We start from the raw sequence: 15411 nt of genomic DNA, 5'->3' as shown, positions 1-15411 counted from the left end.
TCCGGTAGTCTTCGCAAAACCACCTGAATCAACGACTTGGGCTGGCGTCAAGCTAACCCACTGGCACCACTCAACTTAATTTCGGATCAGGCTCTTACCGGTTTCCGTGCTGGACCGAGCCTCTACCTAGAAATCGTAGGTCATTGAGGCCTTGACGGTGCGCGGCGCACCCAGCTGCAAATCGGGCCGGAAACTGTCGAACGCCGATGCCCAATAGTCGGCATCTGCGACATTATCGATGTTCAGGCGGAAGGTCAGCGGCTTGCCTGCCACCACCGCTACATAGCGCGCACCCAGATCAATCCGGGTCCAGTCCTGCAGGAACAGGGTGTTGCCGATATTGGCTGCCTGCTCGCCGGTATGCACCACGCGGCCGGTCAGGGTGAGCGCGGGGATGAATGGCACGTCCCATTCGACATTGGCATTGAGCGTATGTTCGGGGACACCAACAGCCTGCGCGCCGTCGCTGACACCGTTCTGCGTGCGCCGCAGTTTTGCATCGATCACCGATCCGCCACCGATCAGCCGCAGACCTTCGGCCAGTTCGCCCGCAATGGTGAATTCGATGCCGCGATGGCGCTGAATGCCGAACGGACCGAACTCGAGCGCGCCAGCGTTGTTCGGATCGAGCCGCAGGATCGAGCTCTCGCGATCGATCTGGAACAATGCCAGCGAAAGATCGATCTCGCCCAGCCTCAGCTTCCCGCCGACTTCATATTGCTCGGAGACGAAAGGAGCCAGGATCTGGCCGGCATTGGTCACGGGCAGGGCAGGGTCGCCCGAAGGATTGGCCCCGGTCTGCGGGGCGGTTGCACCCTGCACCAGGCCCTCGATGCGATTGGCATAGAGCGACAGGGTTTCTGTCGGCTTGATGACCAGGCCGAAGACCGGGGTCACCTTGTCCTCGTCATATTCGCTGACCAGCGCCCCGGTGGCGTTGGAATAGGACTTGGCGTTGATCACCTGCAGACGCAGCCCCGCAGTGATCAGGATCCGATCATCCCACAAGCCGATGGTGTCCGAGAAGAACGCGCTCGACAGCCGCGAACGCGAAATCGGGAACGGATCGGCCAGATCGCCGCCGACAAAGGTCACGGTTGTAGAGCGCGGAAGTTCCACCGGCGCATAGAGATTGTTGCGCCCCGCCGACAGCGCGTAGAATTCAAACGCGTTGCGATTGACTAGCCAGTTCATCGATCCACCGACATTGAACTCGTGGCTGATCCCGCCACCGCTCAGCTTCGCGCGTGCACCGACGGTTGCAGCCTCGTTATTGTCGGTACGCGGGATGAAGGAGCTGCTGACGGTGATCTCGCCGTTCAGATTGACGAGCGTCGGCGTGCTGTACACGCCCTCTTCCGATCCGTCGCGGGCCCCGAATGCAGCATAGACCATGACATCCTTGGCGACGTCATATTCCATGCGGAACTGGCCGAATATGTCGCGCAGCTCGGTATATTGCCAAGGCTGGCCGTAGTTGGTCCCCGCATCGGGTGCGTCGGGGATGGCCGTCAGCGTATTCACGCGCAGCTTGGGCCGGAAATGCGACACCTTCACCCGCTGATAGGCAAGATCGAGCATCGCGCGGAACGGTCCGGAATTGTAATCGATCGCGGCACCCAGGACATAGGTGCTGCGAAACTCGTCGTCGATCGAAGCGTCCCCGGCGCGGGCGGTGCCGTTGATGCGGATGCCCCATTCGCCATTGCTGCCGAGCCTGCGACCGAAGTCGAAGCCGCCGCCGACATGTTCGGGCCCGGTAAAGCCGAGCGTGGCGCGGGTGATCGGATCTGCCGTGGCGCGCTTGGGGATCAGGTTGACGCTGCCGCCGATACCGGTGCCGCCGGGCGCCGCCCCGTTGAGAAACGCGCTGGCGCCGTTCAGGACCTGCACTGATTCATACAGCTCGGGCGCGACCAGCTGGCGCGGGGTGATGCCGTACAGCCCGTCAAAGCCGATATCGTCGCCCGCCAGCGCAAAGCCGCGGATGACGAACAGTTCGCCGGCAATGCCGAAGCCGGTGGTCGTGCGGATAGTGGGGTCGTTCTCCAGCACCTGGCCCAGGGTCTGCGGCTGCTGGTTGAGGATCAGCGCGGCGTTATAACTGCGGATGTTGAACGGTATGTCGGCGGCATCCTTGCTGCCCAGCACGCCGGCATTGCCCTTAAGCTCGACCCCGGACTGGTTTTGGCGCTGCGCGGTGACGATGATGGTCTCCTTGTCATCCGCCTCCTGCTGCTGCGCCAGAGCGGGACCGGCCAGGCCGATGGCGCCCAACGACGTTGCGACAAACAGGGCGTGGCGGATGGCGGAGGTGTTCACGTGTCAGGTTCCTTGAATGGGCAGAACGAAAAATCAGGTGCGGCGCGCGCGCATCGCCCAGGCTGCGGCGGCGACGGGGGCGCTGAGCGCCATCCAGGCGGCGACATCGCGCCAGCCATCTCCGGTGAGCGCGATGATCAGCCCTGCAAGACCGATCACGAAAATCGCGAAAGGCAAGGCAAATATGGTGCGCAAGGATCGGGTGTTGCTCACTCGGCAGGCTCCACCGCAGAGACACCGACGGGGCGAGGCATCCGCGCAGTGTCAGGCCGCCTCGCCAGCCAGAGATACAGGCCAGTGCCCAGCACATGCATGGTAAACAGCGTCAGCGCCGCCCAGAGCAGCTTCAGCGGCAGGCCGCCATAATCGCCAAAGTGGAGCGGACGCGAGAGCGAGAGCGCCTGATAATACCAGGGCATCTGCCGCGCCGCCGTGAAGGTCCCCGTTTCCGCGTCGATCAGCGCAGGCGTCAGCAGCCGTTCGGTCAGCGGGCTATCCCCCTGAAAGAATACGGCATAATGATGGTTGGAGCTGAAGGTGCCGCCCGGAAAGGCAATGAATTGCGGGTTGTTGTCCGGCAGTTTCGCTCGCGCGGCGGCCATGGCCTTGTCGAGCGATCCATAGCGGGCAGGGTCCAGAGGTTTACGCCCGGCATATTCGGCAGTCATCGCGGCGAGCTCGTTCGCCTTCCACAGCTTTTCGATCGGCACCGCAAAGGCATTGATCACACCGGTCAGCCCGACCACCAGCATCCAGGCCAGACCGACCATGCCCAGCAGGTTGTGATAATCCAGCCATTTGGTCCGCGCGCTGCGGCGGGTCCGCAGCGTTCCGAAGTCGAGCTTGCGCATGAACGGCGCATAGAGCACCACGCCCGACACCAGGGCCGCGACAAAGGCGATGCCCATCACGCCCAGAAACAGCATGCCGGGCAGCCCCAGGAACATGTCGGTGTGCAGCTTCAGCAGGAAATGCATCACGCCGCCGTCGCTCTCCGCGACCTTGGCGATCAGCTTGCCGGTGGAGCGATCGAACGACTGGATCGTCATTTCCGAGCCGGGCGAATCCGGCCGCGGCCCCGTCGTGATGGTCATCGACGGCTGGTCATTGTCGAAGGCCATGTAGAGCGGCACCTCGCCCGGACGATTGGCCAGCGCGCGCGCGAGCATGGCATCAAGGGACAGCAAGCCCTTGTCGGTGCCGGACGAACCAACCCCCGGACGGCCGAATACCGGCTGTTCTTCGGTCAGATAATCGATCTCGTCGTGGAAAATCAGCGGCAGCCCGGTGATGCAGAGCATCAGCAGAAAGGCCGTGCATGCAAGGCTCGTCCATTTGTGAACCGCAGCCCAGGCCTTGATCGACGAGCGTGTCATGCCGCACACGCCCCACGGGCCGAACCTGGCACCCTGCGCTCCAACGACGGACACAATTTCGCGAACCGCTTCCCCATGCGGCGCGGCTATCGCAGGCCCCCTGTGATGTCAATGCTAATCATTCGCAACTGCAGCGCACGCTTGCATGGGGTTCTGCCCGTTGCTGATGTCGCCACATGAGTTCATCGCCCTGGGCAAGCACAGGCCAAAGCCCGACCCGCCAGATCGCTTTAGCCAAGGACGTACAACACGCGGCTGAACACTCGGACCGCACTATAGACTGGAGAGCATGAGCAGAAAGGCAGCACAAAGCCTTCTGAAGATGACGGATGACCGAGGACCCGAACTCTATAGCGAAGCCGCTGGCGGAAGAGGTGGGATTCGAACCCACGGAGAGCTTGCACCCTCGCCGGTTTTCAAGACCGGTTCCTTAAACCACTCGGACACTCTTCCATCGGCGCAGGCCCGGGACGTGCTATGCGGGCGCGCTGGCGGCGCACTCGTTAGCCGAGGTGGTAAAATCTGAAAAGCGAAACTTGCGCTCGGGCCCTGCAGATGGTTCAGCCCCGGTCAAGCGTGGCCATGGCGGGATGGGCGGCACAGGTTCGCCCTTTCCCCGGTTCCGCCTTGGTGGCACAACCGAGCCTGGGAGTATCGCATGGATTTCAATATCGTACACAGGCTGTCGCTGCGTCTTGCTGCAGCGATCAGCACCGGGGCGCTGCTCGCATGCGCGGCGGCGAGTACCGCGCAGCGCGAGATCGTCCAGCCATTGCCGGAGGCCTCGGCGCAGGCGTCGCAGGAACAGGGTTTTCGGCGCTATCTTGACAGCGTCGCTTCGCGCGCGCGGCGCGAAGGCGTTTCCCAGCGGACGATCGACGCCGTCCTGCCCTCGCTCAATTTCGATGACAGCGTTGCGGCACTGGACCGACGGTTTGCGCCGACTGCACCGGGGCAGAGCTTTCCTTCGTTCGGGCCGGAAATGGCCAAGCGGATCAATGCCGCCAAAATTCGCCAGGGTCGGCAGGTCTATGCCGATGAAGCTGCCCGGCTGGTTGCCATCGAGCAGAAGACCGGGGTTCCCGCCTCGGTAATGGTCGCGATCTTCGGGCATGAAACCAATTACGGAACGTTGCTCGGTCGCACCGATCTCCCCACGGCGCTCGCCACCCTCTCCTATGAGGGACGCCGCCGCGATCTGTTCGAAGGCGAACTGATTGCGGTGCTCAAGATGGTGGACATGGGCGTTCCGCGCTCGGTTCTGCGTGGCAGCTATGCTGGCGCCTTCGGTTATCCGCAATTCCTGCCTTCGGTCTATCTGAAGCTGGCCAAGGACGGCGATGGTGACGGCAAGGCGGAAATCTGGTCGAGCCGGGCCGACGCGTTCGCGTCGATCGCGAACTACATGGTGGCCGCCGGCTGGCAGAGGGGCGAGCCCTGGGGATTTGCCGTATCGATCCCGTCCACCATCAATCCGGCGGCAATCGCCAATCGCGAGAATGTGACCAAATGCGCGCGCGCCATCGAACGGCATAGCGAATGGAAGACGCTGCGAGAGTGGAAGGCTCTGGGCGTGATCCCGCGCGCCGGCACCTGGCCGGGCGATGACAGGATCAAGGCGTCGCTGCTGATCACTCCGGGTCTGGATGCGCAAGGCTATCTGCTCACGCGCAACTATAGGGCAATCCTCGATTACAATTGCTCCAATTATTATGCGATGTCGGTTGGCCTCCTGGCTGACGGCGTCCGCAACTAGAGCTTCGGGTACAGGGGGAAGCGGTATGAGGAATTCAACGATCATGGGCATCACCCTCACCCTGGCACTGGCCGGGTGCGGGGGCGGCGGCAGCGTGAGCCGCAGTCTGGAAACGGCGCCGCCCAAGCTGGCGGGCGGGGTGACCGATTACCCGGTCAAGCTCGGCGAGCCCTATCAGCTCGGCGGGATCACTTATACGCCTACCGACGTGTTCAATTATGACGAGACCGGCTATGCCAGCTGGTACGGGCGGGAGCTCGACGGGAAGAGCACCGCCAATGGCGAGACTTTCATCCCCGACGCGATCAGCGGGGCGCACCGTACCCTGCCGTTGCCCAGCTATGTCGAAGTCACCGCGCTCGATAGCGGCAAGACCATATTGGTCCGCCTCAACGACCGCGGCCCTGCATCTCCCGATCGGCTGATCGACCTGTCGCAAGGTGCTGCGCGGCAGCTAGGCGTACTCGGGCAGGGCGCCTTCGCGGTCCGTGTGCGGCGCGTCAATCCGCCCGAGGCCGAGCGCGCGAAGCTGCGGCAGGGCCAGGCGGTTGCAGCGCGGATGGACACACCCGAGTCGCTGCTGGTGCCCTTGCGCAGAAAACTGGACGGCAAGCCGAGGCCCGCCGGACTTGCGGCTGCACCTGCACCCGAAAGCACCCCATCGCCTACGCCAACCGTGCCCGCCGCATCAGCAGACCCCAATCCCAAAGTCGGAGCCGCTGCAGCATCGTCCCCGAAGCCAGCATCTGGCAACAGGGCAAAGCTTCCGCCGCCTACGCCACGCACGCAGGGCAGCGGCGGTTTCATCGTGGAAGGCGATGGCGGCCGTCCGCGCATGGCGGAGAATGGCACCGGCGACAATCGCGCGACCCTGAACCCCGCACCTGCCAAGCCCGATACGCCCGCGCCTCCCGCCAAGGCTGAAACTGGCTCCTATTTTGTTCAGGTAGCCGCATTTTCGTCAAAAGGGCGAGCTGACGAACTGGCGAAGCGCATCGGCGCAAAGACAGTGGTCAGCGACGACGGCAAGATCTTTCGCGTCCGCTATGGGCCTTATGCCGATGCGAATGCCGCGCAACAGGGGGTTACGCTGGCGAAACGGAAGGGCTATCAGGGGGTACAGATCCAGCAGGACCCCGGTCGCTGATGAAGATGGGCCGGGCCAAGGCCCACGCCCTTGCAACACACATATACGGACACCGCATGAAAACCCCGATTCTCGGCATTACCCTGTTTTCGCTTCTTGCCACCCCGCTTGCCGCCGCTGCCCCCAGCTATGTGTCGGAGGCGCCGATTGCCTATATGACCGACCTGTCGTCAGGTGCGGTGCTGTTCTCGCGCGATGCGGACAAGCAGATCCCGCCAGCCTCGATGGCCAAGATGATGACGGTCTATGTCGCGTTCGATCTGATCAAGAAGGGCGAGCTGAAGCTCGACCAGACGTTGCCTGTCTCGGCCGAGACCTGGAAGAAATGGAACAACCAGGGGTCCAGCATGTTCCTCGCGGTTGGCAGCAAGGTGAGCGTGGCGGACCTGCTCGACGGTATCGTGACCTTGTCGGGCAATGACGCGTGCGTCGTCCTCGCGGAAGGTATTGCAGGGTCCGAAGAGGCGTTCGTCGACATGATGAACAAGAAGGCCAGGGAAATCGGCCTCAGCAACAGCCGGTTCGGCAACAGCAATGGCTGGCCCGACGAAGGGGTGACTCAGGTGACCGCGCGCGATCTGGCGACGCTTGCCACCGCGACCATCCGCAACCATCCCAAGCTCTACAAGCGCTTCTATTCGAAGGGCAGCTTCACCTGGAACGGCATCACCCAGCCCAATCGCGATCCGTTGCTGGGCAAGGTGGCAGGGGCTGATGGGCTGAAGACGGGCCATACCGACGAGGCTGGCTATGGCTTTACCGGCTCGGCCGAACAGAATGGCCGCCGCCTGGTGATGGTGGTCGCAGGGCTCGACAGCTTCAACGGCCGGGTCGATGAATCTGTCAGGTTCATGAACTGGGGCTTCAAGGCATGGAAATCGGTGCCGCTCTTTGCCAAGGGCAAGACCGTCGATACCGCACCGGTGCAGCAGGGCAGTGCACGGGAATTGCCGCTGGTCGCGCCGCGCGATCTGGCGCTGACGCTGCCACGCACCGCCGATACCGACAAGGTTTCGCTCAAGGTGGTATATCAGGGACCGCTCAAGGCCCCGATTGCCAAGGGCCAGCAGGTTGCGAGCCTTATCGTATCCGCGCCAGACATGCAGCGTCAGGTCATGCCGCTGGTCGCCGGCGAGGCGGTCGAGGAGGCTGGCTTTTTCGGGCGGCTCTGGGCTGGCATCCTGTCGGTCTTCGGCGCCTGATACAGGATGCGGGGGCGCTTCATCTCGATCGAGGGCGGCGAGGCGGTGGGCAAGTCGACTCAGATCCGTCTGCTCGCCGATTGGGTGAGGGCGCAGGGCCGTGAAGTCACGCTGACCCGCGAGCCGGGCGGCACCGAAAGCGCCGAGGCGATCCGCAAGCTGCTGCTGGAAGGTGGCGCGGATCGCTGGAACGCCAGAAGCGAAGCACTGCTGTTTGCAGCAGCGCGCGCCGACCATGTCGCCAGGCTTATCCGTCCCGCGGTCGATGCCGGTGCCTGGGTGATTTCCGACCGGTTCCTGGACAGCAGCCGTGCCTATCAGGGCGTGGCAGGCGGCCTGGGCGACGAGGCGATCCTGGCGCTGCATCGCTTCGGGTCCGAAGGCTTTCTGCCCTGTTGCACCATCCTGCTCGAACTGCCTTCCGAAGAAGCGGCACGTCGGGCCATGGCGCGTGACGGGGCGAACAGCGACCGGATCGGCGGTCGCGACGCGGACTATCACGCCCGCGTGGTCGCTGCATTTCATGTCTTTGCCGAGGCAGAACCGGATCGGTTCCGGATCATCGACGCCAGCGGAACCAGCGACCAGGTTCACGATCGCATAGTCGCGGCGCTGCAGCCGTTGATGGCATGACGTCATGATCGCATCCACCGCGCAATGGAAAGGCCATGGCGCAGCAGAGACAACGCTGTTGCGCGCCTTTCAGGCGAGGCGCCTGCATCATGGCTGGCTGCTCGCGGGACCGGAAGGCATCGGCAAGCGCAGTTTCGCCTTGGCTGCGACCGCGCATCTGCTGACCCGCAGCCCCGATCATTGCAGCGATCATTTCGATGGTGATCTGGGTAGCGCCTCGGGCCGTCTGCTGCTGCAGGACAAGCACCCGGACTGCCACTACATTACCCTGGGGCCGAAGGACGACAAGGAGGCGCGCAAGGCAGAAGAGGGCAAGCCCTTCGAAACCGCCCGCAACATCAAGGTCGATCAGATCCGTGCGCTGCAAAAGCGCCTGAATGTGCGGCCCAGCCTGGCCGACCGACGAGTGATCATCTTCGATTCCGCCGACATGATGGAGCGCAATGCCGCCAACGCGCTGCTGAAGAGCCTGGAGGAGCCTCCTGCCGATACGGTGTTCCTGCTGATCGCGCACAATCCCGGGCGGTTGCTGCCGACGATCCGCTCGCGCTGCCTGGCGCTGGATTTTCCGACGCTCGAGGATACGGAAATGGCTGATGCCCTACGCGCCGCGCGGCCAGAACTGCCCGAAGCGGAAATCGCCGCGCTCGTCAGGCTTGGGCAGGGGGCGCCGGGTCAGGCGCTCAGCTTTGCCGGTCTCGACATGGCGAAGATCGACGCGCTGCTGACCGAAATTGCCGATCACGGCGACAGTACACACCGGGCACGGATCGCATTGGGCGCACTTGTGGCCAACAAGGCCAATCGCGATCGCTTCCAGGCGCTGCTGGCCTATGCCCCGCGCTTTGCCGCCCGCCGAATCCGCGACCTGCGCGATGATCGGTTGCCCGGTGCGATTGCCGCCTGGCAGGACATCGGCGCGCTGGCCTCGCGCGCGGTGGTGCTGAACCTCGATGCTGCGGCTGTCGCGTTTCAAATTGGCGGCTTGCTGGCGCGGTTGGCCCCGCCTAGATAGGCGCCATCCAGAACGGCCAACCTCCACACGAAACGGCAGACATGAACGCCATGGGCGAACCCTATTATATCACCACCGCGATCAGCTATCCCAATGGACGCCCGCATATCGGCCATGCCTATGAGGCGATCGCCGCCGATGTCATCGCGCGTTTCCAGCGGCTTATGGGGCGCGATGTGCGCTTCCAGACCGGCACCGATGTCCATGGCCTCAAGATGCTGCAAAAGGCGCGTGAACTGGGCACCACGCCGCGGGCGCTGGCCGATGAAATGTCGCAATATTTCAAGGAAATGTGTGACAGACTTGACGTCAGCTATGATCGTTTCATCCAGACTTCCGAAGACGATCACCATCGTGCCAGCCAGGCCATCTGGCAGGCGATGGAAGCCAATGGCGACCTGTATCTCGATCGGTATGAGGGCTGGTATTCGGTCCGCGACGAGGCCTATTATGCCGAGGACGAGCTTGTCGACAACGGGCAGGGGGGCAAGGTATCTCCCCAGGGCACACCGGTCGAATGGACGGTGGAGGAGAGCTGGTTCTTCCGGCTGGACAAATATCAGGACAGGCTGCTCGCGCTCTACGAAGAACAACCCGAATTCCTGCAGCCCGACAGCCGCCGCAACGAGATTGTCAGCTTCGTCAAATCGGGCCTGCGTCCGCTTTCGGTTTCGCGCACCAGCTTCGACTGGGGTGTCAAGGTGCCGGGCAGCGACGGCCATGTGATGTATGTCTGGGTCGATGCGCTGACCAACTATCTGACGGGGCTGGGCTATCCCGACGCAAACGATCCGCTGATGAAATACTGGCCGGCGGACCTGCACCTGATCGGCAAGGACATTGTCCGCTTCCACGCGGTCTACTGGCCCGCCTTCCTGATGAGCGCCGGAATTCCGCTGCCGAGACAGGTCTTCGGCCACGGCTTCCTGCTCAATAAAGGCGAGAAGATGTCGAAGTCGGTCGGCAATGTCGTCGACCCGATGGCGCTTGCCGATGCCTTTGGCGTCGATCAGCTGCGCTATTTCCTGCTGCGCGAAGTCAGTTTTGGCCAGGATGGCAGCTATTCGCCCGAGGCAATCGCGCAGCGCGCCAATGCCGACCTTGCCAACAGCTTCGGCAATCTGGCGCAGCGGATCCTGAGCTTCATCGCCAAGAATCTCGACGGTACCCTGCCTGCGGTCCATGGCCACACGCCTGCTGACGAAGCGCTGTTCGCGGCGCTGGAAGAGGCGCTTCAGCGTGATCTTCCCAAGGCCTTTGGTGAGCTTGCCCTGTCCCAAGGTCTCGAGGCATGGATGCGCGCGGTCTTTGCCTGCAACGCCTATGTCGATGAGCAGGCCCCATGGGCGCTCAAAAAGACCGATCCGGAGCGGATGCAGACAGTTCTGGCTACGCTCTACATTGCCATTGCCCAGCTCGCTGTCGCGATCTCCCCGGTGATACCAGCCAGCGCGAAGGCGCTGCTCGACCATATGGGCGTCGCCGATGACGTGCGCAGCATCACCGGCATGAGGACGCACTGGTACTCGCCGCTCGCCGACAGCGATTTCAGGATCGGCGCGCCCAAGCCGCTTTTCCCGCGCATCGAACTGCCAGCCGAAGACGCCGCCTGATGCTGGTCGATTCGCACTGCCACCTCAACTACAAGGGCATGGCCGAGCAGCAGGCCGTGCTGCTCGAACGCGCGCGCGCTTCGGGCGTCACCGCGATGCTCAACATCTCCACCCGTGCCAGCGAATGGGACGACGTGACGGCTACCGCGCATCGCGAGGCGGATGTCTGGGCCAGCATCGGCATTCACCCGCATGAGGCCGATGCGCATCCCGATATGGATACCGCGCGGCTGATTGCGCGCGCAGAGAGCGATCTTCGCGTGGTCGGCATCGGTGAAACCGGGCTCGACTATTATTACGACAAGTCCGACCGCGACGAGCAGCGGCGCTGCTTTCGCGCGCATATCGCCGCCTCGCGTCAGACCGGGCTGCCGCTGATCATCCACACACGCGACGCCGAGGACGATACGGCGGCGATTCTGGCAGACGAAATGGGGAAGGGGGCCTTCCCTGCGCTGATCCACTGTTTCACCGCTAGCGCCGATTTCGCCGCAAAGGTGCTCGCCATGGGGCTGTCGATCTCGATCTCGGGCATCGTCACGTTCAAGAATGCCAAGGATCTGGCGGCCATTGCCAAGGATCTTCCTGCCGAACGGCTGCTCGTCGAAACCGACGCACCATTTCTTGCGCCCGTTCCGCACCGCGGCAAGCAGGGCGAGCCGGCCTTTGTCGCGGACACCGCCCGCTTCCTGGCCGAGTTGCGCGGCGAGTCCTATGAGCAGCTGTGCGAGACAACCTCGCGCAATTTCTACGCGCTGTTCAGCCGGGCGCATCCGTGAGGGCGATCCTGCTCGGCACGGGAACGTCAGGCGGCGTTCCGCGCATCGGCAACGACTGGGGTGAGTGCGATCCTTCCAATCCCCGCAACCGCCGCACCCGTGTGTCGATCATCGTCGAGCAAGGTGGGCAGCGGATTCTGGTCGACACCTCCCCGGATCTGCGCCACCAGTTGCTTGCCCAGGATATCGGCACGCTCGACGCGGTCATCTGGACGCACGATCATGCCGATCATACGCATGGCATAGACGACCTTCGCGCGTTGTATCACCGGACCAGAAAGCCCATACCGGGCTTCGCAAAAGATTATACGCTTCAGAGTCTTGTGAGCCGGTTTGACTATGTGTTCGCGGGAGGAGACGGATATCCCGCGACCGTCTCCGCAACCCCTCTCGGCGACACGCAGCGTGTGTGCGGACTGACCGTCAGGACCGTCGATCAACCCCATGGCCCGGTGCTCTCGACCGGCCTGCGTTTCGATCATCATGAGCTTTCAATCGTGTATGCGACCGATTTCAGCCACATCACAGATGATATGGTCGCGCTATACCGGGGATGCGATCTTCTGATCACCGATTGCCTGCGTCTCGAAAAGCATCCGACCCATGCCAGTCTCGACATGGCACTGGACCTGGCGCGCCGCACATCCGCCCGGCATACGATCCTGACCCATATGGACAAATCGCTCGATTACGCCGCGCTCTGCGCCGAGTTGCCCGACGATGTGGAGCCGGGCTATGACGGGCTGGTCATCGATCTGGACCGGATGGCTGCATGAGCGAAAGCGATACCGCCAACCTGATCTACAGCCTGCTGCTGCTGGTCCTGGTCGGCAGCGCACTGATATCGCGAGCGCTGCCCATCGGACAGACGATCAAGATGGCATTCGCATGGGTCGGCATTTTCTCGCTGCTGTTCCTGTTGCTCAGCTTTCGACCCGAAATGAAGCTGATCTGGCAGCGTGTCACCGAGGAAATCGGCCTTGCCAGCGCACCGGCCATATCGGGCGAACCGTTGACCTTACGCAAGAGCGAGGATGGACATTTCTGGGTCAATGCCGAAGTCAACGGCCGTTCCGTTCGCTTCATGATCGACAGTGGTGCGACATTCACCGCATTGTCTGCTGCTGCTGCCCGCGATGCCGGCATCGACACCGGTGGGCTTGGCCTCAAGACGATCATCGAAACGGCCAACGGCGCGGTCGAGGCAGAGCGCGGAACGATCGCGAACCTGCGCGTGGGCTCGCTGCAGATGGCCGATCACAAGGTGGTCGTTGCCGAGGCATTTGGCGACACGAATGTTCTGGGAATGAACTTCCTGTCCGAACTGGAGAGCTGGCGTGTCGAGGGGGATAGGATGATACTGGTTCCGGCCAGAAGCGACCTCACGGTCTCCATGTCCGTGCTACCCGTTAGCAACGATTTTACTAAACATAATATATATTATCGGACTCACAGACATGACTGACCAGATCGACCCCGCCGACGTATCCCCCGCCAGCACCGTGCCGCTTGATCGCCTGGTCCGGATCATGGCCCGATTGCGCGACAAGGATCAGGGCTGTCCTTGGGATATCGCACAAAGCTTCGCGACCATCGCGCCATATACGATCGAGGAAGCCTATGAGGTCGCCGACGCGATCGCGCGCGATGACATGGCCGCGCTCAAGGACGAGCTTGGCGATCTGCTTCTGCAGGTTGTGTTCCACAGCCGCATGGCCGAGGAATCCGGCCATTTTTCGATCCGCGATGTCATTGCGTCGATCAGCGACAAGATGGTACGGCGCCATCCGCATATCTTTGCAGACCAGTCGGTCGAGAACTGGGACTGGGAAGCAATCAAGGCCGAAGAGCGCAGCAGCGGCGGCGCCGATAGCGCGATGGACGGCGTTGCGTTGGCACTGCCGGCCCTGATGCGAGCGCAGAAGCTGCAGAAACGCGCGGCACGTACCGGGTTCGACTGGCCCGATGTCATGGGCGCAATCGAGAAGGTGGGCGAGGAAATCGAGGAACTGCTTGAAGCCGGAACCGAGGCCGAGCGCACCGAAGAGGCAGGTGACCTGCTGTTTGCCGTGGTGAATGTCGTGCGACATATGGGTGTCAGCGCCGAGGATGCGCTACGGGCCGCCAATGCCAAGTTCGAACGCCGCTTCCGTGCAATGGAAGCGATCGGCGGAGAAGGATTTGATACGCTCGCGCTCGACGACAAGGAAGCCCTGTGGCAGCGCGCAAAGCGCGGCGAAACCGAGCTATAGCGCCTGAAAGCGGCCCCAGTCCTTGTCGGACAGCCTAACGGAAAGCGCCAGAGCCTCGCCCTGCTCCCGACTTTCCAGCACCTCGCCATGCGCGTGCAGCCATGCGATCCGCTGGCCATCATGACGCGCCAATGTCAGATCATGGACACGATGACCGATCACGAGCGCTGACGAGGCAGCGCGCAGCAATTCGGAGACCCCTTGGCCCGTGAGCGCGGAGATCGGGCAAACCGTCCGATCTCGAGGAGCGGTCGCAAGAAGGCGATCGCGCGCATCGTCGTCCAGAACATCCCATTTGTTCCAGGCTTCGATCAGGGGTACCGCGAGCCCCTGCCCAGCCAGCACCGGATCAAGCTCGAGACCGAGATCCGCGAGAATGGTCTCGACCGACTGCGCCTGCATGTCCGCTTCAGGATGCGACATGTCGCGGACATGGATGATGAGATCGGCCGACAGAACCTCTTCAAGCGTGGCACGGAAGGCCGCAACCAGTTCCGTCGGGAGGTCCGACACAAAGCCGACGGTATCCGAAAGTATGACCTTTTCGACGCCGTCGAGCCTGATCGCGCGCATGGTCGGGTCGAGCGTGGCAAATAGAAGATCCTCTGCCATCACGCCCGCATTGGTCAGACGGTTGAACAATGTCGACTTGCCGGCATTGGTATAGCCGACCAGCGCAATGACCGGCCATGGCGCCTTCTGCCGACGTTCGCGATGCAGACCACGCGTGCGCTTCACCTGTTCAAGCTCGCGGCGAAGCTTGGCCATGCGATCGCGGATCATCCGGCGGTCGGCCTCGATCTGGGTTTCGCCCGGGCCACCCAGAAAGCCGAAGCCACCCCGCTGGCGCTCAAGATGCGTCCAGCTGCGCACCAGTCGCCCGGCCTGATAATCAAGATGCGCCAGTTCGACCTGCAGCCGGCCTTCGGCGGTTGCAGCCCGCTCGCCGAAAATCTCGAGGATCAGACCGGTCCGGTCGATCACCTTGACCTTGAGCCGCTCTTCCAGATTGCGCTGCTGGATAGCCGACAGGCTGCCATCGACGATCAGCAGCTCCGCCTTCTCGTCCTCGAGGCTATGGGCGATGATCTCGACCTGGCCGCCACCGAACAGCGTCGCGGGGCGCGCGGTCCGGATGCGAAAGGCGTGCGCCGCGCACACCTGAATGCCGATGGCGAGCGCAAGGCCCCTCGCCTCTTCCAGGCGCGCGTCGGCATCCACCGAGCCGCGGCGACCGAGATCGGGATAGGCTATCACCGCGCGGGCACCGCGCGCAAATTCGAGGGTCTGGGGGTCAGTCAAATGTCAAATCATTC

At 62.9% G+C, this 15411-nt stretch carries 14 protein-coding genes and 1 tRNA gene; 10 read left to right on the top strand and 5 right to left on the bottom strand.

Translation table 11 applies throughout. The features are described 5' to 3' along the window. Window positions 1-126 precede the first annotated feature (126 nt). From C7451_RS11080 to C7451_RS11065, 4 genes are all read right to left on the bottom strand, one after another. On the bottom strand, window positions 127-2322 hold the full coding sequence (locus C7451_RS11080) for a TonB-dependent receptor (RefSeq protein WP_244181815.1): 2196 nt from the start codon (window positions 2320-2322) through the stop codon (window positions 127-129). Between the two features lie 33 nt (window positions 2323-2355). Further along, window positions 2356-2535, bottom strand: coding sequence for a hypothetical protein (locus C7451_RS11075; protein ID WP_110299006.1), 180 nt, complete (start codon window positions 2533-2535; stop codon window positions 2356-2358). Then, complete coding sequence (locus C7451_RS11070) at window positions 2532-3698, bottom strand: PepSY-associated TM helix domain-containing protein (protein ID WP_110299005.1); 1167 nt, start codon at window positions 3696-3698, stop codon at window positions 2532-2534. The genes C7451_RS11075 and C7451_RS11070 overlap by 4 nt, the downstream gene beginning before the upstream one ends. A gap of 363 nt (window positions 3699-4061) precedes the next feature. Next, a tRNA-Ser gene (locus C7451_RS11065) sits at window positions 4062-4151 on the bottom strand. A 205-nt stretch (window positions 4152-4356) separates the two neighbouring features. Here C7451_RS11065 and C7451_RS11060 point away from each other — a divergent pair. From C7451_RS11060 to mazG, 10 genes are read left to right on the top strand one after another with little or no spacing between them, the layout of a single operon-like run. After that, window positions 4357-5454, top strand: coding sequence for a lytic murein transglycosylase (locus tag C7451_RS11060; protein ID WP_110299004.1), 1098 nt, complete (start codon window positions 4357-4359; stop codon window positions 5452-5454). Window positions 5455-5497: 43 nt separating this feature from the next. Continuing rightward, complete coding sequence (locus tag C7451_RS11055) at window positions 5498-6601, top strand: septal ring lytic transglycosylase RlpA family protein (RefSeq protein WP_244181814.1); 1104 nt, start codon at window positions 5498-5500, stop codon at window positions 6599-6601. Between the two features lie 56 nt (window positions 6602-6657). Then, on the top strand, window positions 6658-7803 hold the full coding sequence (locus C7451_RS11050; RefSeq protein WP_110299002.1) for a D-alanyl-D-alanine carboxypeptidase family protein: 1146 nt from the start codon (window positions 6658-6660) through the stop codon (window positions 7801-7803). A 6-nt stretch (window positions 7804-7809) separates the two neighbouring features. After that, window positions 7810-8436, top strand: coding sequence for a dTMP kinase (tmk, locus tag C7451_RS11045; RefSeq protein WP_110299001.1), 627 nt, complete (start codon window positions 7810-7812; stop codon window positions 8434-8436). A gap of 4 nt (window positions 8437-8440) precedes the next feature. After that, window positions 8441-9451, top strand: coding sequence for a DNA polymerase III subunit delta' (locus C7451_RS11040; RefSeq protein ID WP_110299000.1), 1011 nt, complete (start codon window positions 8441-8443; stop codon window positions 9449-9451). 50 nt (window positions 9452-9501) lie between these two features. Next, window positions 9502-11064 carry a methionine--tRNA ligase gene (gene metG, locus C7451_RS11035; RefSeq protein WP_110299038.1) on the top strand — a complete coding sequence of 521 codons (1563 nt, stop codon included), beginning with the start codon at window positions 9502-9504 and terminating at the stop codon, window positions 11062-11064. Beyond that, window positions 11064-11843: a TatD family hydrolase gene (locus C7451_RS11030; RefSeq protein WP_110298999.1), complete on the top strand. Its 780-nt coding sequence runs from the start codon at window positions 11064-11066 to the stop codon at window positions 11841-11843. Before metG ends, C7451_RS11030 begins: the two co-directional genes overlap by 1 nt. Next, entirely contained in the window at window positions 11840-12619 is a 780-nt protein-coding gene (locus tag C7451_RS11025; RefSeq protein WP_110298998.1) for an MBL fold metallo-hydrolase, read from the top strand. Before C7451_RS11030 ends, C7451_RS11025 begins: the two co-directional genes overlap by 4 nt. Beyond that, window positions 12616-13308: a retropepsin-like aspartic protease family protein gene (locus C7451_RS11020; RefSeq protein WP_110298997.1), complete on the top strand. Its 693-nt coding sequence runs from the start codon at window positions 12616-12618 to the stop codon at window positions 13306-13308. Before C7451_RS11025 ends, C7451_RS11020 begins: the two co-directional genes overlap by 4 nt. Further along, on the top strand, window positions 13301-14095 hold the full coding sequence (gene mazG, locus C7451_RS11015; protein ID WP_110298996.1) for a nucleoside triphosphate pyrophosphohydrolase: 795 nt from the start codon (window positions 13301-13303) through the stop codon (window positions 14093-14095). The genes C7451_RS11020 and mazG overlap by 8 nt, the downstream gene beginning before the upstream one ends. Here mazG and hflX read toward each other — a convergent pair. Continuing rightward, complete coding sequence (gene hflX, locus C7451_RS11010; RefSeq protein WP_110298995.1) at window positions 14090-15397, bottom strand: GTPase HflX; 1308 nt, start codon at window positions 15395-15397, stop codon at window positions 14090-14092. The two genes, mazG and hflX, sit on opposite strands and share 6 nt — an antisense overlap. Window positions 15398-15411 lie beyond the last annotated feature (14 nt).

The sequence above is a fragment of the Blastomonas natatoria genome, assembly GCF_003201955.1.
GTDB classification, from domain to species: Bacteria; Pseudomonadota; Alphaproteobacteria; order Sphingomonadales; family Sphingomonadaceae; genus Blastomonas; species Blastomonas natatoria.
Note: the sequence above shows the minus strand (reverse complement) of the source record. Positions and strands in the feature narration are given on the sequence as shown.